Annotated in this window: 14 protein-coding genes; all 14 read right to left on the bottom strand. The window is 73.6% G+C overall.

Going from position 1 to position 19929, the window contains the following annotated elements; all coding sequences use genetic code 11:
* Positions 1–17: 17 nt before the first annotated feature.
* The 14 genes from pstA to ACZ5GH_RS19070 all read right to left on the bottom strand — a co-directional run bounded on the left by pstA (position 18) and on the right by ACZ5GH_RS19070 (position 19734).
* Positions 18–1256, bottom strand: a complete 1239-nt coding sequence (gene pstA, locus ACZ5GH_RS19135) for a phosphate ABC transporter permease PstA (protein ID WP_387759681.1) — start codon at positions 1254–1256, stop codon at positions 18–20.
* A gap of 64 nt (positions 1257–1320) precedes the next feature.
* On the bottom strand, positions 1321–2352 hold the full coding sequence (gene pstC, locus ACZ5GH_RS19130; protein WP_387759680.1) for a phosphate ABC transporter permease subunit PstC: 1032 nt from the start codon (positions 2350–2352) through the stop codon (positions 1321–1323).
* A gap of 130 nt (positions 2353–2482) precedes the next feature.
* A complete protein-coding gene (locus ACZ5GH_RS19125; protein ID WP_387759678.1) occupies positions 2483–5149 on the bottom strand; it encodes a hypothetical protein in 2667 nt (888 codons plus the stop codon).
* A gap of 275 nt (positions 5150–5424) precedes the next feature.
* On the bottom strand, positions 5425–6018 hold the full coding sequence (locus ACZ5GH_RS19120) for a hypothetical protein (RefSeq protein ID WP_464334843.1): 594 nt from the start codon (positions 6016–6018) through the stop codon (positions 5425–5427).
* Positions 6019–6172: 154 nt separating this feature from the next.
* The gene (locus ACZ5GH_RS19115; RefSeq protein ID WP_464334842.1) at positions 6173–7207 is read right to left on the bottom strand and encodes a PstS family phosphate ABC transporter substrate-binding protein; all 1035 of its coding nucleotides are present in this window, start codon (positions 7205–7207) and stop codon (positions 6173–6175) included.
* A gap of 388 nt (positions 7208–7595) precedes the next feature.
* Positions 7596–8000, bottom strand: a complete 405-nt coding sequence (locus tag ACZ5GH_RS19110) for a hypothetical protein (RefSeq protein WP_464334841.1) — start codon at positions 7998–8000, stop codon at positions 7596–7598.
* On the bottom strand, positions 7990–8403 hold the full coding sequence (locus ACZ5GH_RS19105) for a YegP family protein (RefSeq protein WP_387759671.1): 414 nt from the start codon (positions 8401–8403) through the stop codon (positions 7990–7992). The genes ACZ5GH_RS19110 and ACZ5GH_RS19105 overlap by 11 nt, the downstream gene beginning before the upstream one ends.
* A 211-nt stretch (positions 8404–8614) precedes the next feature.
* Positions 8615–10429 (bottom strand): sensor histidine kinase, encoded by a 1815-nt coding sequence (locus tag ACZ5GH_RS19100; RefSeq protein WP_387759670.1) that lies wholly within the window; start codon positions 10427–10429, stop codon positions 8615–8617.
* A 45-nt stretch (positions 10430–10474) separates the two neighbouring features.
* On the bottom strand, positions 10475–13966 hold the full coding sequence (gene cydD / locus ACZ5GH_RS19095) for a thiol reductant ABC exporter subunit CydD (protein WP_464334840.1): 3492 nt from the start codon (positions 13964–13966) through the stop codon (positions 10475–10477).
* A gap of 4 nt (positions 13967–13970) precedes the next feature.
* On the bottom strand, positions 13971–14996 hold the full coding sequence (gene cydB / locus ACZ5GH_RS19090) for a cytochrome d ubiquinol oxidase subunit II (RefSeq protein ID WP_387759666.1): 1026 nt from the start codon (positions 14994–14996) through the stop codon (positions 13971–13973).
* A 33-nt stretch (positions 14997–15029) separates the two neighbouring features.
* Positions 15030–16574 (bottom strand): cytochrome ubiquinol oxidase subunit I, encoded by a 1545-nt coding sequence (locus ACZ5GH_RS19085; RefSeq protein ID WP_464334839.1) that lies wholly within the window; start codon positions 16572–16574, stop codon positions 15030–15032.
* A 374-nt stretch (positions 16575–16948) separates the two neighbouring features.
* Positions 16949–18307 (bottom strand): oxygenase MpaB family protein, encoded by a 1359-nt coding sequence (locus ACZ5GH_RS19080; RefSeq protein WP_464334838.1) that lies wholly within the window; start codon positions 18305–18307, stop codon positions 16949–16951.
* On the bottom strand, positions 18300–18578 hold the full coding sequence (locus ACZ5GH_RS19075) for a hypothetical protein (RefSeq protein ID WP_464334837.1): 279 nt from the start codon (positions 18576–18578) through the stop codon (positions 18300–18302). The genes ACZ5GH_RS19080 and ACZ5GH_RS19075 overlap by 8 nt, the downstream gene beginning before the upstream one ends.
* Positions 18579–18804: 226 nt before the next feature.
* Entirely contained in the window at positions 18805–19734 is a 930-nt protein-coding gene (locus ACZ5GH_RS19070; RefSeq protein ID WP_464334836.1) for an LAETG motif-containing sortase-dependent surface protein, read from the bottom strand.
* Between the last annotated feature and the right edge of the window lie 195 nt (positions 19735–19929).

Genomic DNA, 19929 nt, shown 5'->3' with positions numbered 1-19929 from the left:
GGTGGTTGGTCTTGACATCAGCGCTCCGGCCGCGCGTGGAGGGCGTTCGGGCGGGCGGTGCCGGCGAGGGCGGCCGCCTCCGTCCGGCGGGCGTCCCGGTCGATCCGGCGCCGCTGGGCGCGGGTCAGCTGTCCGGGTCGGCGGCCGCCGAGCACGCGCGCGGTGACGAAGAGGACCAGCACCACGGCCATCAGGGTCAGGCCGGCCGCGAAACCGCGCGCGATCATCCCGTCGTACGGCTGCTTGACGTAGTTCCAGATGTACAGCGGCAGCGACACCTGGTGCTCGTCGAACGGGTTGGCGTTGAACTGCGAGGTGAAGCCGGAGGTGAGCAGCACCGGGGAGGTCTCGCCGACGCCGCGCGCCATGCCGAGCACCACCGCCGTCACCAGGCCGGGGCGGGCGGTGGGCAGCACCACGTTCCACACCGTGCGCCACTGGCTGCCGCCGAGCGCGTAGGAGGCCTCGCGCAGGGTGCCGGGCACCAGGCGGATGACCACCTCGGCGGCCCGGGTGACGATCGGCATCATCATCACGGTGAGCGCGAGCGAGGCCGCGAAGCCGCTCTTCTCGAAGCCGAAGGTGAGGATCACGACGCCGAGGACGAACAGGCCGGCCACGATGGACGGCAGGGCCGTCATCGCCTCGACCAGGGTGCGCACCGGGCGGGCCATCCGGCCGCCCACCTCGGACATGAAGACCGCCGCCGCGATGCCCAGCGGAACGGCGAACAGCGTCGCCAGGCCGAGCTGTTCGAGCGAGCCGACGACCGCGTTCAGCGCTCCGCCCGAGGTCAGCCCGTCGAGCGGGCCGGTGAACTCCATCGACTCGGTGAAGAAGTTGAGGTGCTGGGCCGCCTCCCAGCCCCGGGCGGCGACGTAGCCGATCTGGTCGGCGACCAGCGCGACCGCCAGCAGCCCGGAGCTCCAGGCGACCACGGCGATCAGCCGGTCCCGCACCATCATCGGGTGCCACTGGAGCCGGCCGAGCAGGTAGTAGCCGGCCAGGAAGAACAGGTACCAGCAGACCAGGAAGCCGAAGGCGCCGCTGAACGGCAGCACCCGCTCGTACAGCACCCAGTCCAGAGCGAGCGAGCCGGCCGCCGCGCCCGTCACGGTGAGGACGTCGTCGCGGGTGACGCCGCCGAGCCGGAGCTTCTTCTCGGGGTGCGGGGCCGCGGCCACGGCGGACCCGGTCGGCCCGGGCTCGCCGGCCGGCCCGGGAGCCGCGACCGGCGGCAGGTCGAGCGTGGTCATCGGATGGTCCCTTCACGGTTCGGACGACTGCGTGCCCCGCACACGGGCTGAGACGCCGTCATGGTCAGTCCGCCGTCGCGGCGCCGGAGCGCGAGCGGTTGATGACGAACCCGGCCAGCACGTTGACCAGCAGGGTGAGGGCGAACAGCACCAGACCGGCGGCCATCAGCGCGGAGAGCGACAGCGCGTCCGACTCGCCGAAGCGCAGCGCGATCAGCGCGGAGATCGAGTTGGCGCCGTTCTCCAGGATGTGGGTGACGGCCTTGAAGTTCGGCGAGATGATCAGCGCGACGGCGATGGTCTCGCCCATCGCGCGGCCGAAGCCCAGCATCACCGCGCCGATCACCCCGCCCCGGCCGAACGGCAGGACGACCGCCCGGACCATCCCCCAGCGGGTCGAGCCGAGCGCGTACGCGCCCTCCCGCTCGCCCTGCGGCGCCTGGGAGAAGACCTCCCGGCTGAGCGAGGTGATGATCGGGATGATCATCAGCGCGACCACAACCCCCGCGATGAAGGTCGACGAGGTGTACGAGGTGCCGATGTCCCCGGTGCGCACCTTGAGGAAGGGGATCGCGTCGCCGAGGTGGTTGGCCAGCCAGCGGACGAAGCCGAGGATCCGCGGCTGGAGGAAGAACAGGCCCCACAGGCCGTAGACGATGCTGGGGATCGCCGCCATCAGGTCGATCAGCGAGACCAGCGCGGCCCGCAGCCGCACCGGCGCGTACTCGGAGATGAAGACCGCGGTGCCCAGCGCCACCGGGACGGCGATGACCAGGGCGATCAGGGCGATCAGCAGGCCGTTGGGCAGGACGGCGCCGATGCCGAAGTTGTGGGCGGCGGTCTGCCACTTCTGCTCGGTCAGGAAGGACCAGCCGACGGCGCGCAGCGCGTCGGTGCCCCGCAGGATCAGGAAGAAGGCGATCAGCCCCATGATCGCGAAGACCGAGAGGCCGGCCAGCCGCAGCACGCCGCGGAAGACCCGGTCGCCCGGGGTCGCGGGGGCGGTGATGGTGCGCGGCACGTCCTGGTCGGGCCCGTGACCGGGAGGTCGGGGCGCCCCGGCGTACGGTGCCGCGGGCTCGGCGGCGGATGTCATGGTGTGCTCTCCGTGCTCGGGAACGGGCGTGCTCGGGAACGGGCGTGCTCGGTGAGGGCCGGGGCGCTGCCCCGGCGGGCGGGAACGCGCTCGGCGGGGCCGGGACGGCGGCCCCGCCGAGCGCGGGTTCCTACCTGCGGCGCAGTCGCGACCACCGGGTGCGGGCGCCGGCCAGCACCTTCGCCCCGGCCGGGGTGCCGCCGAGGAACAGCGCGGCCGGTCCGCCGACCAGCAGCACCAGGCCGGCGATCAGCGCGACCGGCAGCAGCAGCCGGGCGGTGCCGGGCCGGTCGGGCACCGGGGTGCCGACCGGGGCCGCGGCGATCGCGTTGCCGGCGGGCGCGGCGGTCGCGCCGGGCTTGCCGGCGGCCGGGGCGCCGGGCGCCGCGGCACCGCCGGCCGTTCCCGTCCCGGTGGCGCCGGTGGCGCCGGTGGAGCCGGTGCCGGAGAGGCCGCCGCCGGTCAGGCCGTCCGAGGAGCCGAAGCCGGTGCCGCCGGAGCCGCCGTCCGAGGAGCCGAAGCCGGTGCCCACCGGGCCGGTGCCCACCGGGCCGGTGCCGTCGACCGGGCCGGCGGAGCCCGTACCGCCGGAGGCGGAACCGCCGTTGCCGCTCTCCGGGGTGCCCGGTTCGGGGTTCCCGGCCGGCGGGGCGGTCTGGTTGCCGGGCAGCTTGCCGTCCTGGGCGGCGACGTGCCGCACGGCCTCCTGGGCCTGCTGCCGCTGGGCGCCGGTCAGGGCGAGGTAGCCCTGGGCGAGCTGCCCCGGCGCGAGGCCGTAGGTCTGGCCGTCGGTGGTCACGGCCTGGAGGAACCGGGAGATCGCGGCGGCCTTCGCGGCGGGCAGCCCGCCGGTCGGCACCATCGCGTACTGCACCGTGGTCAGCGGGTACGCCCGCTGGTCACGCGAGAACGCGGTGTCCGGTGCGCCGTAGGGCAGCTGCTGGACCCCGGTGGCGGCGTCGGTCGGCATGTCGGCGACGGCGGCCTGGAAGCCGGCCGTGCCGGGCGCCACGAAGGAGCCGGCCGGGTTGAGCAGCGAGGCCTCGGGGAGCGAGAAGGCCTTGGCCTGGGCGGTGTCCATGATGGCGAGCAGGGAGCGTACGCCGGGGATCTGCGCGGCACAGGGCTTGTGGCTGCCGTTGGCCTCGGTGTTCGGCTGCTGGCAGTTCGGCTGGTACTGCATCAGGTTGCGCGCCACCCGCCCGAGCCCGTCGAGGGAGGGGTTCCACTCGTACTGCTTCCAGTGCTGGAAGTCCACGCCGGGGCTGCCCTGCGCGGGCCCGGAGAAGTCCTGGACCTGGAAGGCCTCGGTCGGGTAGCCGGCGAACTTCGGCTTCAGGTAGAAGCTGTCGACGCGCATGCCCCACGGGTCCGGCTCGCCGTCCAGGAAGCGGGCCGCGTCCGGGTCGGCGGCGAACCACGAGGTCAGCTGGTGGGTGAAGTCGGTGGTGCCGCCGGGGACGCCGGGGTAGATCGTCAGCGTCCCGCCGCAACTCGTGGGCCAGTGGATCCCGTTGGCCGCCGTCTCCGGGTTCAGCTGCCTGAACTCGGGGTCGGTGAAGAGGCAGGTCGGGTTGCCGGCCACGGACGGGATGGTGGTGCCCGGCGAGGCGTAGGACTGGGTGAGCAGTTTGGCCACCAGCCGGGCGTTCAGCCTCATGTCGCGGATCTGCCGGCCGGTCTTCGGGTCGTCGACCAGGTACGTGACCGAGATGCCGGTGGTGGCGAGCGGGGCGTAGACGTACGGCCTCGGCGGCGGTGACCGGTCGGGCCGCGCCGTCAGCGCGACCTCGGTGGTGCTGCTGCCCGCCAGGAACGCGGCGCGGGCCTGCGGCTCACCGCCGGCGGGGACGTAGCCCACGGTCATCGGCGAGTCGCCCAGGCACAGGCCGGCCCGCCACTGCTGCACGGCCCGGTTGGCCATCTCCAGGCCGGCGGCGCCGAAGGCCTGGTCGCTCGCCGCGCAGGAGTCCGCCGTGGGCGCGAAGGAGAGCGGGACCACGGTCCGGTGCTGCCAGGCGCACTGCTCGCTGGTCCGGTTGCCGGTCTTCCAGTTCTGGTTGCCGGGCACCATGATCCCGTCGGCGGCGGTGTAGCCGTCCGGGTCGGTGTCCAGGTCGTGGAACTCGCAGTCGGCCTTGCCGTCGAGGACCTGGTAGAGGTCCAGCGGGTCACCGCCGTAGTTCGGCTCGACCACCAGCGAGCAGGGGTGGGTCGCGTCGCAGCCGAGGGTGGCGCTCTCCTTGGCGCTCCACACCTCGATCGAGGCGGAACCCGAGCCGTCCGGGCCGGTCGCGGCGATCACCTGGTTCGTCGGCCACTCCGGCACCTCCGTGCGGGTCGGACGGGGCGGCTGCTCGAAGCCCTTCGAAGGGTCGCCGCCGTAGAGCGTGCTGCCGTAGCAGTCCGTCACCGCCGGGTCGGTGCCGCGGCACTGGTAGATCCGCACCGCGTAGAGGATGTGGGTCGACAGCGGCTGCGCCGTCTGGGCCGGAGCGTTGGAGCCCAGGTAGACCGTCGGGGTGAAGCCGCTCCAGGAGACCTGGAGGACCTGGTTGGTCAGGTTGGCCGTCTGGGAGACGGTCACGCTGCCCGGGGCGCCGTACTGCTTGGCGGCCGGGATCCAGACCTTCGGGCCCGGGACGGTCACCGCCGAGTCGGCGTGCGCCGTCGGAGCCGCGGCCAGCCCGATCGGAATGACGGCGAGCGACGCCACCACGGCCTTGGCGAGGACCAGGGCCGGTAGTCGACGGCGCCACCTCCCTCGGCCTCTCGGGTCGGGTACGCGGTTTCTCATGGCGAGGCCTCCGGGAGGGGCGGGCCGCCGAGGGAGGCGGCACGAGGGCGTCGATCGCGCTGGGGACGGACGATTCCGTGCGTACTATTCGGCCAGTCGGACATGGCGGGATCCGGTCGGCCAGGTGTACGAGACCACAACGCGACGACTCCGTACCGGAGTTGGGGACTCCGCAGGCGAATGGCCCGCGCCGGGGCGCGGGCCCGCCGACCTGCGGTCCGGTGCCGGGCGGTTCGGCACCGGGGCTCGGTACCGGGGGCCCGGTACCGGGTGGTTCAGTGCGCCGGGGTGTAGGACAGCGCGAGCTTGCCGATCTGCTGGCCGGCGGTGAAGTAGCCGGTGCCGAGCGCGGCGTCGAGGTACTGCGCGCCCGCGGCGTCCACCTGGAAGCTGGAGGAGTTCAGGTTCTGGGTGAGGCCGCTGCGGCTGATCACGTTGTCGCCGGCCGGGTCGAGCAGCGGGACCGGGGTCGTCGAGCCGTTCGGCACGGCGGTGAAGTAGCCGTTGTCGACCGAGAAGTCGAGCTGCTTGAAGGTGACGCTCTTACCGGTCCTCAGGTTCAGGAAGAGCAGGCCGCCACCGAACCGCACGTCGCCGTAGAAGGCCGGGATGTCGGCCGCGCCGCCGCTCACCGGAAGGGTCACGGTGAGGCCCGCGGTCTGGTCGTACGCCGCACTGGCGGGCTGGACCGGGATGACCACGATGCCGTTGAGCGCGGCGTTCGTCAGGAAGGCGACGTCGGTGGTGATCACGGCCTGGCCGGCGGCCGGGGTGGTGGCCGGGTCGGCGACGGCGGCACCGCTCACGGCGGTCAGGGAGAGGACGACGGCGGCACCGGTCGCTGCCAGGCGTGCGCTGATGCGGGACATGCTGGACTCCTTGGGAGAGGGAGAGGAGGTGTGCTGGTCGTGCGAGGCGGCGACGTTCAGGCGTGGCTGCACGGCTCCCTCGTCACGTCGTCGTCGAGTGGGCCCGGCGGCCGCGGAGCGAGGCCCCGCGGCCGCCGGTGTGGTGCGGGGTGGCTCAGGAGTGGGTGACGGAACCGCAGGCGAAGGAGGACAGCGGCAGGAAGCCGAAGCTCTTGATGTCGGCGGCGCCGTTGGCGCAGATCCAACCGCCCTTGCCGAAGACGGCACGCAGGGTGGCGTTCGAGGTCCAGTCGGCGTCGCGGAACACGTTGTAGACCACGCGGGCGTAGGGGGTCGCCGCGAAGGCGGAGCTGATCGTTTTGGCGGTGGTGTCCACCGGGCCGCCGGCGACGCCGTCGACGTTGCGGATGGTCAGCGGGCCCTGGACGTCGGCGCCGCTGCCCTGGCCGTAGTAGACCTGGCCGACGTAGTGGGCCACGGAGTAGGGGACCACCGCGTTGGCGTCGGCCAGGGCCGGGTCGCTGCCCTGGTTCTCCTGGGTGCCGCTGGTGACGCAGGCACCGGGGGTGACCGCGACGCCGCCGCCGATCGTGGTCAGGAAGAACGACCGGGTGCCGGAGTTGGTCTGCGGCAGGAAGGGCTTGATGGTGGCGTTCGGCAGCGACGGGTCGATCTGGTTCCAGGTGGTGACCGCGCAGGTGTAGATGTCCTTCAGGTTCGCGGTGCTCAGGTTCGCCGGGGCGTTGCCGGTGGCCGGGGCGGCCCAGGCGACGGCGTCCTTGGCCAGCGCGACGAAGTCGTCGGTGGTCGGGTCGGAGGCCTGCGGACCGCGCGAGGAGCGGGCGAAGTCCACCGTGGTGCTGGTGTAGGTGTTCAGCGCGTTGATGCCGGCGCCGGAGCCGTTCGGCCGGGTGATCGTGGCGGCACCGGTCTTGGGGGTGATGGTGCCGGAGGGGATCGCGTCCCAGCTGTAGACGCGGGGGGCGGTCGTGGTGGTCAGCGACGCGTTGTAGTCGGCGGCGAGCTTGTTGAGCACCGACTGGGTGGTGTCGGAGCCGACACCCACGAAGTCGACGGCGCGCGGAGTCACGCCGGGGGCCGGGTCGGCGACGGCGGTGCCGCCGGCGACGGTCACGACGGAGGTCGCCAGCGCGGCGACGGTGAGCAGCTTGGCAGCGGTCTTACGCATGTTCCTCTTCCTCCGGGGGAGAGACGTACATCGCGTGAACCCTTACTCCGTCGGGGAGTTCGGGGCCGGAGGCCGCGTCCGCTGCGGCCTCGCCGGCAGTGCCGATCCTGTCCGGCGGGCAGGTTCCGCCGGAAGAGCGGTCGAGGCCGGCCGGGGAATGTCGACTCATCGGTTCGGCGAGGTTTAGCCACTGGTCAGCGTGCACGCGACGGGGGCTCCACCGGACCTCCGGATCCGGTCGACGTTCTTCTCCAGGAGGCTGCTCGGGGTGTTGCCGGAAACCTGTCCTTCACCGGAACCGCACGGACCGGGACCGCGGCGCGGGCACGGCGTTCGGGCATGCCGGACGCCGGTCCGCCGCCCGGCGGACCGCCGTCTGCCGGCACGCTCACAACGGCCGGCGGCCGTCCCGTCCGGACCGCCGCGACTCCTGCCCCACCCACCGCAGTCCGGCTAGGAACCCCTCGACCCCGGCCCGGCACTGGTCGCGCCGCAGGTACCCCCGCGCGCTGCGGGCGACCGGAACGGCGTCGGCCGCCCCCGGCCGGGTGCTGCGCACCGGCAGGTAGGCGGTCCAGGCCCACTGGCGCCCCTCGGACTGCCCGACCGAACAGCGCAGTGCGGCCCGCTCGATCAGCAACTCCCGGACCGCTTCGGCGAGTTCCTCCTCGTTGCGGTAGGTGCGCACGCCGACCCCGAGCGGCCGCCCGTTGGCGGCCCGCAGCGCCCAGCCCAGGCAGCGGTCGGCCGCGGGCACGATCAGCAGCCGCGGACCGCGCCGCTCAGCGGCCATCGATGCGTCTCAACGGCACCGCGCCTTCCGGGAGTTCGCGCGGCGGCTGCTTGGAGAGCAGCACCACGAACCGCCGGAAGGCGTTCTGGCAGGTCGCGTACCGCTCGTACGCGCGGCTGGAGCGCACCTCGGGGAGGGAGCGCGAGCCCGGGACGACCCAGATCCAGCCGATGCCCTCCCGGACGTGGGTGATCCGCGCGGTGAGCCCGGCCGCGGTGACGCGCAGGCCGTCGAAGCCCCGTTCGGCCTCGCCGGCCGTCTCGAACGCGGCCGGGGTGATCGCGACCACCCGTCCGTTGGGCGCCTTCAGTTGCCAGCGGTAGCGCCCGTCCGCCGCCCGTTCGGCGCGGAACCCCCCTCGACTTGCCCCTGCTGCGGTGTGTCCGCGGCCGGCAGCGTTCACTGCCCCCTCCGTCCGGTCGCCCTCCGGATTCCCCTCCGAGCGGAGCAAAGCTATGTGTGCACACGGAGCCCCCGAAAGCCCAGAACGTTCACAACTTGCGCTGTTGGTCCGGAAGTTCTCCCTCGTTTAACTTTCACCCGTCCCGGTCGGGAACCGGCCGGACACCGGTCGGGAACCCGGTCACGTGCCGTCGGGAAGCAGCCGGGAACGCTCAGAGCCGGGCCGTCCAGCGCACCATCGTGCCCTTCCGGTACGGCCCGCTCTCGTGCCAGGCGTCACCGCCGAGCGCCTCCGCGCGCCGGGTGAGGTTGAGCAGGCCGCTGCGCCGGCCGCCCGCCGGGATGCCCACCCCGTCGTCGGTCACGGTGAGCAGCACACCGGGCCGCCCGCCCCTGTCCAGCGACTCCGGGTCGCCGCCCACCGGGCGGCCGCCCTCGTCCAGGTGGGTGGTCGCGTCGATCTCCACGCCGACCCGGGAGGCGCGCGCGTGCCGGGCCGTGTTGGAGAGCATCTCCCGTAGCGCGGCGAGCAGTTGACGTCCGGTCTTCTCGCCGACCAGGCTCTCCACCGGCCCGACGAAGCTCACCGAGGGCTTGAAGCCGAGCGCGGCCGCGGCCTGGCTGGCCTCCCGCAGCACCCGGGTGCGCAGGGTGTCCGGCGCGTCGCCGTGGTTGTCGTGCTGGAGGGCGTAGATGGTGGTGCGGACCTCCTGGATGGTGGCGTCCAGCTCGTCCACCGCCTTGCCGATGCCGACCTTCACCTCGGGGACGACGGCCCGCCGGGCGGCGCTCTCCAGCATCATCCCGGTGGCGAACAGCCGCTGGATCACCAGGTCGTGCAGGTCGCGGGCGATCCGGTCGCGGTCCTGGAAGACGGCCAGCCGCTGCTGGTCGCGCTGGCCCTCGGCGAGCCGCAGGGCGAGCGCGGCCTGCGAGGCGAAGGTCTCGGCGAGCTGCTTCTCGCTGTCGGTGAACGGCAGGGCGCCGCAGGGGCGCCAGACGCAGAGCCCGCCGAGCACCCGGCCGGCGGCGACCATCGGCACGGCCATGGACGGGCCGAAGCGCCGGGCCAGCCGGATCACCACGGTCGGGTCGCTGGACATGTCGTCCAGGTAGACGCTCTCCCCCGCGAGCAGCCGGGCCCCGAAGCTGCCCTTGGGCAGCAGTTCGCCGCGGACGTACTCGGCCAGCTCGCCGGAGGCGTGCGCGACCCGCATCTGCCCGTCGCCCTCGCCGCCGCCCTCCGGCCCGGTCGGCAGCAGGATCATGCCGAGCGCGGCGTCCGCCAGCTCCCGCACCTGCTCGGCCGCGACGGTCAGCGCGGTCTCGGCCTGCTCGGCGGAGAGCAGCGCGGTGGCGACGGCGGCGGCGCCGGCGATCCAGCGTTCGCGGCGGCGGCCCTCCTCGTACAGCCGGGAGTTCTCGATGGCCACGCCGGCCGCCGCGGCGAGGGCGTGCACCACCTGCTCGTCCTCGGGGGTGAAGGCGCCGCCGCCCTTCTTCTCGGTGAGGTAGAGGTTGCCGAACACCTCCGCGCGGACCCGGATCGGCACGCCCAGGAAGGTCCTCATGCACGGATGGTGCGCCGGGAATCCGGAGGACCGCGGGTCGGTGCCGAGGTCGGCCAGCCGCAGCGGTTCGGGGCGGTCGATGAGGGCGCCGAGGATGCCGCGGCCGGCGGGCAGTTCGCCGATCTCGGCGGCGGTCTCGTCGTCGATCCCGACGTGGATGAAGTCGGCCAGGCCGGTGCCGCCGGGGGCGATCACGCCGAGCGCCGCGTACCGGGCGTCGACCAGTTCGGCCGCGCCCACGGCGATCCGGTGCAGGGTGGCGTGCAGGTCCAGTCCGGCCCCGATCGAGACCACCGCCTCCAGCAGCCGCTGCATCCGGTCGGTGACCGCGGCGGCCGACTGCAGGCGCTCGGCGACCTCGGTGACCAGGGTGTCCAGCCCCAACGAGGCGATCTCGGGCACCCGGTGGGGTGTCGGCTCGGGCGTGGCCTCGGGGATGTCCGGCGTGGGGTCCATGGAGAAAGCCTAGTTTGTACGCTTTTCAGCCGAAGGGCGGCGCGACTAGCGTGCCGGGACCGGCTCCAGCAGCCCGTCCGCCTCCCGCTCCCGCCGCCACATCGCGTGCAGCCGCCCGTCCGGGTCGGCGACCAGCTCCGACCAGCGGCCGCGCTCGACCACCCGTCCGCCGTCCAGCACCAGCACCTCGTCCACCGTGGCGTCGTCCAGCCCGGCCAGCCGGTGGGTGATCAGCACGGTGCTGCGGCCCTCGGTGGCGGCCAGCAGATCGGCGGTCAGGGCGTCGGCGGTGGGCAGGTCGAGGTGCTCGGCCGGCTCGTCCAGGACCAGTACGGGGAAGTCCGCGAGCAGCGCCCGGGCGAGCGCCAGCCGCTGGCGCTGGCCGCCGGAGAGCCGGGCACCGTGCTCGCCGACCATGGTGTCCAGGCCGTCCGGCAGACCCTCGGTCCACTCCAGCAGCCGGGCGGCGGCCAGGGCGGCGCGCAGCTCGTCCTCCCCCGCGCCGGGCCGGGCCAGCCGCAGGTTCTCCCGCAGCGAGCTGTCGAAGACGTGGGCGTCCTGGGCGCAGAGCCCGATCACCCGGCGGACCGATTCGCCCGTCAGCGCGCGGCTGTCCACAGCCTGTGGACGGCCGTCGGCGAACGTCACCGTCCCGGCGCCCGGTTCCAGGAAGCGCAGCAGTGCCTGGGCGAGGGTGGTCTTGCCGGAGCCGGAGGGGCCGACCACGGCGATCCGGCGGCCGGCCGTGAGGTCGAGGTCCACCCCGGCGAGCGCGTCCACCGGCTGCCCGGGGTGCCGCACGGTCAGCCCGCGCACCGCGACGGGCAGCGGCTGCCCGGGCAGCTCCACCGGCTCGGCGGGCTCGCCGACCGGCGCCGGAGCGTTCAGCACCTCGTCCAGCCGGGCCCGCGCGGCGCGGCTGCGCTGGCGGGCCTGGACGGCGAGCGGCATCCCGGTGACCGCCTCGAAGGCGGCCAGCGGGGTGAGCACCACCAGGGCCAGGCAGACCGGCGCCAGCGCCCCGTCGCGCACCCCCTGGACTCCGACGGCGGCCGCGGCGGTCACGGTCAGCCCGGTGAGCAGCGCGATCAGCCCGGTGCCCAGCGCCGTGGTGGCGGCCGAACGGGCGGCCAGTCCGGTCAGCGCGGCGTCGGCGGTGCGGACGGCGGCCAGCCGGCCGGGCAGCGCGCCGGCCACGGTGAGCTCGGCGGTGCCGGTGAGGGCGTCCACCACGGCGGTGGCCAGGCGCCCGCGCGCCGGGGCCTGGCGCCGCTCGGCGCCGGCCGACCAGCGCGCCGCCAGCGCGGGCACCAGCCCGCCCGCGAGCAGCAGCCCGAGGCCGAGCACCAGCCCGGCGGCGGGCAGGAAGGCGGCCATCGCCGCCGTCGAGGCCAGGGCGACCAGGCCGGCCACCGCGGCCGGCAGCCGCCAGCGCAGGTAGTGGTCCTGGATCGCGTCCACGTCGGCGACCAGCCGGGAGAGCAGGTCGCCGCGCCGGAAGGCGGGCAGTCCGGCCGGGGCGAGCGCGCTCAGCCGCCGGTGGACGGCGGCCCGCAGGGTGCCGAGGGTGCGCAGCACCGCGTCGTGCGAGACCAAGCGCTCGGCGTAGCGGAAGACGCTGCGGCCGATGCCGAAGGCCCGCACCGCGGTGACGGCCATCATCAGGTGGAGCACCGGCGGCATCTGGGAGGCCCGGGAGATCAGGTAGCCGGAGGTGGCCATCAGGGCGACGGCGCAGCCGAGGGCGAGCGCGCCGAGCAGGATCGAGAGCGCCAGCCGGGGGGTGGTGCCGCCTTCGGGCTCGGGCTCCTCGGGCACGGCGGGCGCGGGCGTGGGGAGGCCGCTGTGGGCGAGCGGTACGACCGGATCGGCGATCGGGGCGGCGGCGGGCCCCGCCAGCCGGACCCGCTCGTCCGCGACGGCCAGCAGCGCCGGGCGGTGCGCGACCACCAGCACGGTGCGCGACGGGTCCTCGGCCAGCGTCCGGACGGCCTCCACCACGGCCGCCTCGGAGGCGCCGTCCAGGTTGGCGGTCGGCTCGTCCAGCAGCACCAGCGGGCGGTCGTCGGCGAGCAGCACCCGGGCCAGTGCGAGGCGCTGGCGCTGCCCGGCGGAGAGCCCGGCGCCGTCCTCCCCCAGGACGGCGGCCAGGTCGGTCACGAAGTCGAGCGCGTGCGCGGCCCGCAGCGCGGTCCGGAGCTGCTCGTCGGTGGCCTCCGGCCGGTACAGCCGCAGGTTCTCGGCGACCGTCCCGGCGAACAGGTGCGGGTGCTGCGGCACCCAGGCGATCTGCCGCCGCCAGCTCTCCGGCTCCAGTTCGGCCAGGTCGTACCGGCGGCCGTCGGCGGCGGTGATCCGGACGGTGCCCGCGGCGGGGGCGGTGAGGCCGAGCAGCACGGCCAGCAGGGTGGACTTGCCGGCGCCGCTGGGGCCGGTGAGCGCGGTGCTGGAGCCCGGACGCAGGGTCAGCCCGGCGCCGTCCAGCGCCGGCTCGGTGCGACCGGGGTGCCGGACGACCAGGCCCTCGGCGGCGATCACGGCGCCCGCGAGGTCCGGCGCCGGGGTGGTGCCGGCGGCGGGCAGCGGGGTCTCCAGCACCTGGAACAGTTCGTCGGCGGCGGTCAGCCCCTCGACGCTGGAGTGGTAGAGCGCGCCGACCTGGCGGATCGGGAAGTACACCTCGGGGGCGAGCACCAGGATCAGCAGCCCGGTCTCCAGGTCGAGCGTGCCGTCCACCAGCCGGAAGCCGACGGTGACGGCGACCAGCGCGACGGACAGCGTGGAGAGCAGCTCCAGGGTGAAGGAGGAGATGAAGGCGATCCGCAGGGTGCGCAGGGTGGCCCGGCGGTAGTCGGCGGTGATCCGGGCGATGGTGGCGGCCTGGCTGCGGGCCCGGTTGAACACCTTGAGGGTGGGCAGCCCGGCGACCACGTCGAGGAAGTGGTGGGAGAGCCGGGCGAGGGTGGTCCACTGCCGGTCCATCCGGGACTGGGTGGCCATCCCGATCAGCACCATGAACAGCGGGATCAGCGGCAGCGTCCCGGCGATGATCGCGGCCGAGGTGAAGTCGGCGCCGACGATCCGCAGCAGCACGATCACCGGGACGACCACGGCCAGCACCAGCTGCGGCAGGTAGCGGGCGAAGTAGTCGTCCAGCGCGTCGACGCCGCGGGTGGCGAGGGTGGTGAGCTCGCCGGTGCGCCGGCCCGCCAGGTAGGACGGGCCGAGCGCGGTGGCGTGGTCGAGCAGCCGGCGCCGCAGGGTGGACTTCACCCGGGCGACGGACCGGTGCGCGGTGAGCTCGGTGAGCCAGCCGACCAGCCCGCGCCCGACCGCCGTCAGGGCGAGCAGCAGCAGCGGCGTGGCCAGCTCGCCGGGCGTCGCCCCGCGCTGGAAGGCGCGGACGACGATCTCGGCGATCAGACTCGCCTGGGCGACCACCAGGGCCGCGCCGACCGCGCCGAGCAGCACGGATCCGGCGAGGAAGGCCCTGGTGGTGCGGGCGTACCCGAGGAGTCGGGGGTCGACCGGCTTCACGGCGTCAGGCCTGGTCGAGCGGGGCGGCCGGGTGGTGCCCGGGGATGTGCTGGACGCCGATCCGCTTGCGGAACACCCAGTAGGTCCAGCCCTGGTAGAGCATCACCAGCGGGGTGAAGACCGCCGCCACGACGGTCATCACCTTCAGCGTGTACGGCGAGGAGGCCGCGTTGCCGACGGTCAGGCTCCACTCCGGGTTCAGGGTGGAGGGCATGACGTCCGGGAAGAGCGCCAGGAAGAGCATCCCGACCGCGGCCACCACCGTCACCCCGGAGAGCGCGAACGCCCAGCCCTCCCGTCCGAGCTGGTTGGCCGCCAGGGCGGCGACCAGCGCGACCACCGCGACGACCAGCGCGGCGAGGCTGCGGCCGTTGCCGTGGTCGGCCTGGGTCCAGACCAGGAAGACCAGTGCCAGCACGGCGGTGGCCAGCCCGGTCTGCAGGGCGGCCCGGCGGGCCCGGTCGCGGATCTCGCCGACCGTCTTGAGCGCGGCGAACACCGAGCCGTGGAAGGTGAACAGGGCGAGCGTCACCAGGCCGCCGAGCAGCGCGTACGGGTTCAGCAGGTCCCAGAGGCCGCCGGTGTAGTTCTTCTGGGCGTCGATGTCCACGCCGCGCACGATGTCGGCGAAGACCACGCCCCAGAGGAAGGCCGGGAGCAGCGAGGTCCAGAACAGGGCCTCCTCCCAGTTCCGCTGCCAGCGTTCGCCGTCGCGCTTGTGCCGGTACTCGAAGGCCACGCCGCGGACGATCAGGCAGACCAGGATGACCAGCAGCGGGATGTAGAAGCCGCTGAAGAGCGTCGCGTACCAGTCCGGGAAGGCCGCGAAGGTGGCGCCGCCCGCGGTCAGCAGCCAGACCTCGTTGCCGTCCCAGACCGGGCCGATGGTGTTGATCAGCACCCGGCGTTCGGCGGTGTCGCGGGCCAGCGGCTTGGTGAGCACGCCGATCCCGAAGTCGAAGCCCTCCAGGAAGAAGTAGCCGATCCACAGGACCGCGATCAGCACGAACCAGACGTCGTGGAGTTGCATCTCAGATCCTCAGTTCCCCGGTGTCCCGGCGCCTCAGTAGGCGAAGGCGAGCGGCTTGTCGGCGTCCTCGTCCGAGGACGGCCCGCGCAGCGACGGGTCCTTGGTGGGCGGCTGCTCGGTCACCTCCGGGCCGGCCTTGGCGTACTTGACCAGCAGCCGGACCTCGATGACCGCCAGGACCGCGTACAGCGCGGTGAAGGTGGCCAGCGCGCCGACCTGGGTGCCGATGCCGACGTTGGGGGAGACCGCGCCGGCCGTGGTCATCAGGCCGAAGACGGCCCAGGGCTGACGGCCCATCTCGGTGAAGATCCAGCCGAAGCTGTTGGCGATCAGCGGGAAGCCCATGGTCAGGATGCCGATCCGCCAGCTCCACCTGGTCAGCAGCGGCCCCAGCTCGCGCCCGGGGGTGAGCATCAGCCGGGGCACCTCGCTGTCGCCGGTGCGGAACCCGGGGCGCAGGAAGAGCTTCTTCCGGGTGGTCCACAGGCCGATCAGGCCGGCCAGGAACGAGGTCATCCCGAAGCCGATCATGAGGCGGAAGCCCCAGTAGGTGACGAAGATGCTCGGGATGTAGTCCTTGGGGTCCCCGCCGTGCTGGGCGGCTTCCGCGGCCGCGGTGTCGTTGATGCCGGGGACGGACGAGCTGAAGTCGTTGTGGGCGAGGAAGGAGAGTATCCCCGGGACCTCCAGCGCCACGGAGTTGTGGCCCTTGCCGACGTCACCGACCGCGAAGACCGAGAACGGCGCCGGCGACTGGGTCTCCCAGAGCGCCTCGGCGGCGGCCATCTTCATCGGCTGCTGCTCGAACATGACCTTGCCCAGGGTGTCGCCGCTGAGCGCGGTGCCGGCGCCGAAGACCACCGCGAGCACCAGGCCGAGCCGCAGCGAGGTGCGCATCACGGCGGTCCTCTTCGGGTCGGCGGTCTCCGGCCTGCGCTTGGCCCTCCAGAGGTGGAAGGAGGCGATGCCGACGACGAAGGCCGCGCCGGTGAGGAAGGCGGCGGTCAGGGTGTGGAAGACCACCACCAGGGTGGTGTTCTGGAACAGCACCTGGACGACGTCGGTCAGCCGGGCCTTGCCGGTGACCGGGTCGATCGCGTAGCCGACCGGGTGCTGCATCCAGGAGTTGGCGGCCAGGATGAAGTAGCCGGAGAGCACGGTGCCGAGGGACACCATCCACATGCAGGCGCAGTGGATCTTCCTCGGCAGCTTGTCCCAGCCGAAGATCCACAGGCCGATGAAGGTGGACTCGAAGAAGAAGGCGATCAGCGCCTCCATCGCGAGCGGGGCGCCGAAGACGTCGCCGACGAAGCGGGAGTAGTCGGACCAGTTCATGCCGAACTGGAACTCCTGGACGATGCCCGTGACCACGCCCATCGCGATGTTGATGAGGAAGAGCTTTCCCCAGAACTTGGTCGCGTGGAAGTACTTCTCCTTGTTCGTCCGCACCCAGGCGGTCTCCAGACCGGCCACGATCGCGGCCAGGCTGATCGTGAGCGGGACGAAGAGGAAGTGGTAGACGGTGGTGATCCCGAATTGCCATCGGGCGATGGTCTCGTGAGCGATTGCCAGTTCCACGTCGCCCTCTCTCCCAACCTGCCCGCGCGAGGACGGGCATCTTCCGGACAACTTCATCTGTAGCCGTCGGACCGTTGCCGACCGCGCAGGCTTGTCCGCTTGTGAACGTGAACACGTTCACAAGGGCCAGTATCCATCATCCTTACGAAGGAATCCCAGGCGGGGTGGGGTTGACTCGGCGCGGCGGTGCGTGACGGTGCGCACAGTCTGCGGAGCCCGAGGGCACCGGGACAACGAACGACCGGGCGGACCCGGCGGGCTTCTTGGCCGAACCGGCGCTTGACAGGCCGACGCCCCGCTCGCGTCGGCGGGCGGGGCGTGCTAGCGGGCCGGTGCCCGGCGGGATTGGCGGGCCGGTCCCGGAGACCGTGCCGCTACGCCCGGCCGAGGAGCTCGGCGCCCGGGGCGGAGTCGGCGCGGGCCGTGAAGAACCCGATGAATCCGGCGAGGAACTCCTCCCGGTTGATCCGGCCGTCCCCGTCGGTGTCCAGTCGGCGGAAACCGTGCGACAGCTCCACCGGGTCCACCCGCTCCCCGCCGAACACCACGCGGTACTCGTCGAACTCCAGGAAGCCGCTGCCGTCGGTGTCCGCCGCGGTGAACACCACCCGCAGCGCGGGCAGCAGCCCCCGCTCCAGGTAGGCCTCGTCCCGGTCGCAGCCGGCCAGGGTGGCCGCCACGAACTCCTCCCGGCTCACCCGCCCGTCCCCGTCGGAGTCCATCACCGCGCGCAGCTGCTCCCACCAGGTGTCGAAGGCCTCGTACACCCGGGCCTCGCCGGCCTCGTCCAGCTCCAGCCGCCAGCACACGTTGTGCGCCATCGCCCGCAGGTCGTGCACGGTGACGAACCCGTCGCCGGTCTGGTCCAGCACCCCGCGGAAGAAGCGGTCCACCCGGGGCCCGCGGGAATCCCGGTGCGGACGGCGGCGCTTCGGCCGGGACGGCTCCGGGTCGCGGTAGCGCAGCCGGTCCGGGAGGAGGGGGACGACGGCGCCCGCGCCCCGGTGCAGCACGGCGGACAGCAGCGCGGCCCGCCGGGTGCGCACCAGCCCGAACCGCTCCCGCACCACCGGCGGCAGGTCCGCCACCGTCAGCTCGCGGACCGCCCGGGCCACCACCACCCGCACCACCCGCCACCCCGCGTCGCCGAGGAACCGGAGCCGGCGCGGCCGGGGCGCCTCGCGCAGGAGGTCGTACAGGAGGAAGCGCGCCGCCTCGGTGAACTCCAGCCGCTCCCGCGCGTACCGGGCGAAGTAGGCCGGCAACTCCTCCGCGGTGGCCGGGATCTCGCCCTCGGGAAGGCCGAAGGCGGCGACCGCCTCCCGGAACTCCGCGTACGCCTGTGCCGTTTCCCCCGCGTCGTACGGGTCCCCGCCCAGCCGGCGCATGGCGACCACGCACTCGAAGAGCGTCAGCAGCACCCACGCCCTGGTCGCCGCGTCCCGGGCGTCGTACGGGCGCCCGTCCGGTCCCGTCCCCCGGATCCGCTTGTGCGCCCGGTCCAGCCGGGCGACCTCCCGGCGCAGCGTCTCCGCGTCCTGGTAGAACAGCCGCCGACCGCTGCCCAGCGTGTGCTCCACCCGCCGCCACGGGTGCGCCCGGTACGTCGAGTGCTCCACCATTCCCGCCGACACCACCGGGTCCGCCGCCTGCAGCACCAGCAGCCGCCAGGCGACCAGCGCCACCCGCCACTCCGACAGGTCCCGTCTGAACGACGCGCCGCGGTCAGCCACGGGGCTCGCCGGTGATGCCGGGGCCGACCACGAAGCCCCTGGCGGGACCCTCGGGAATCACGGCCTCCTTGCCGTACGGGGCGCGGGTCGAGGAGGTGCAGTCACGGCGCCCGGCGTCCGGATCGGTGAGGACGGTCACGGCACCGCCGTCGTCGTGGTCGTCGACGATCTCCGCTCGGAAGCCCTCGGGCACGTCCACGGACTCCCACGCCTGCCACAGCGACTGGTCCAGGTTCACGGCGACGGTCCTCTCGGCGACGAGCGCGCTCATGGAGACACCCCACTTCCCGTCCGGTGTGATCAGCCCGCGCGAGTCCGCACGGGCAACGGCTGGACGGTCGCACACGACCGAGGGGCCGGGCGGGTGAACGGCGGTCGGTTCACCCGATCGAGGAGTTTCGGGGCCGGGAACGCCGGAACCGCAGGACGGGCCGTTGGCCTGTCCTGCGGTTCCAGGTGGTCGCGCCCTCCTCCCGAGCGGGCGCGAACGGGGTGGGTCAGGAGCCGGAGCGGGCGGTGGCCGGCTTGCGGCGGGAGACGTAGAGGGCGGCGGCGCCGAGGCTGATCGCGAGGCCGGCGCCCAGGGCCAGGTACGGGGTGGCCGGGTCGGAACCGGTCTCGGCGAGCTCGCTGGCCGAGCCGGTGGTGGCCCGGGTGGTGGTCGGGGCGGCCGAGCCGGTGGTGGCCGAAGTGGCCGAGGTGGACGCCTTGTTGGCGGTGGTGGTGGTCTTGGTCGTGGTGGTGGTGTCGGAGACCGGGGCAACGGCGGCCGGCTTCCCGACGGGCTTCTCGACAGGCTTCTCGACGGGCTTCTCGACGGGCTTCTCCACCGGCTTCTCGGCGGCCGCCCTGGCGTCGGCGAGGGCCTTGTCCGCGGCGGCCTTGGCGGCGGCCGCGGCCTCGGTGCCCTGCTGCGCCGCGTGGACCCGTCGGACCGACTCGACCCTGGCGTCGCTCACGGCGTCGCGCGCGGCGGTCACGGCGGCCTTCGCCTTCTCGTCCGCGGCGGTGGCGGCGTTGGCGGCGGCGAACGCCTTGAGCATCCGCTCCTTGGCCTTGGGCAGGTCCTCCTCCGAGGCGGAACCGTACGCGTCGGCGGCCGCCCTGGCCTCCTTCTCGGCGGTGGCCTTGGCCGCAGCGGCCTGCACCGCGGCGGCCTCGGCCTCCTGGTACCTGCCCAGGTACGGCTGCGAGTTGTTGAGGAAGGCGGAGGTCTCGGCCTGCACCTTGGCCTCGTTGGCGACGGCGGCCGCGTAGGCCTTGGCGGCGTCGGCGGCGGCCCGCTCCAGCTCGGCGATCGAACCGTTGTCGCTCCGGGTCTGCGCCACCCCGGCCGACTCCGCGAAGGCGGGGGCGGCGGAGATCACGGCGGGCGAGACGACGGCGGCGACGACGGCGGCCGAGACCAGCGAACGGCGGAGGTTCACGATGACCCCTTTCGGGCCTGAAGGAATGCAGATGTCCCGGCCGGGCAGGATTCCGACGGCCGGGCAGTGTTGATCATAGGCATACGCTTTCTTGACGCTCCATGCCGGATTCCGGCAATGACCGGGCGCCGCGGTTTCCTGGTCAGCCGGAAGAATTGACGAGTCGACAAATTCGACGGGATCCGCGCCCCGAAT

The organism is Kitasatospora sp. Xyl93, from assembly GCF_055383135.1.
This window is presented reverse-complemented; position numbering and strand designations above follow the sequence as displayed.

Excerpts from the sequence above, each read along its gene's own strand:
- pstA (WP_387759681.1), bottom strand. The coding sequence starts at position 1,256 with ATGACCACGCTCGACCTGCCGCCGGTCGCGGCTCCCGGGCCGGCCGGC.
- pstC (WP_387759680.1), bottom strand. The coding sequence starts at position 2,352 with ATGACATCCGCCGCCGAGCCCGCGGCACCGTACGCCGGGGCGCCCCGA.
- ACZ5GH_RS19125 (WP_387759678.1), bottom strand. The coding sequence starts at position 5,149 with ATGAGAAACCGCGTACCCGACCCGAGAGGCCGAGGGAGGTGGCGCCGT.
- ACZ5GH_RS19120 (WP_464334843.1), bottom strand. The coding sequence starts at position 6,018 with ATGTCCCGCATCAGCGCACGCCTGGCAGCGACCGGTGCCGCCGTCGTC.
- ACZ5GH_RS19115 (WP_464334842.1), bottom strand. The coding sequence starts at position 7,207 with ATGCGTAAGACCGCTGCCAAGCTGCTCACCGTCGCCGCGCTGGCGACC.
- ACZ5GH_RS19110 (WP_464334841.1), bottom strand. The coding sequence starts at position 8,000 with ATGGCCGCTGAGCGGCGCGGTCCGCGGCTGCTGATCGTGCCCGCGGCC.
- ACZ5GH_RS19100 (WP_387759670.1), bottom strand. The coding sequence starts at position 10,429 with ATGGACCCCACGCCGGACATCCCCGAGGCCACGCCCGAGCCGACACCC.
- cydB (WP_387759666.1), bottom strand. The coding sequence starts at position 14,996 with ATGCAACTCCACGACGTCTGGTTCGTGCTGATCGCGGTCCTGTGGATC.
- ACZ5GH_RS19075 (WP_464334837.1), bottom strand. The coding sequence starts at position 18,578 with ATGAGCGCGCTCGTCGCCGAGAGGACCGTCGCCGTGAACCTGGACCAG.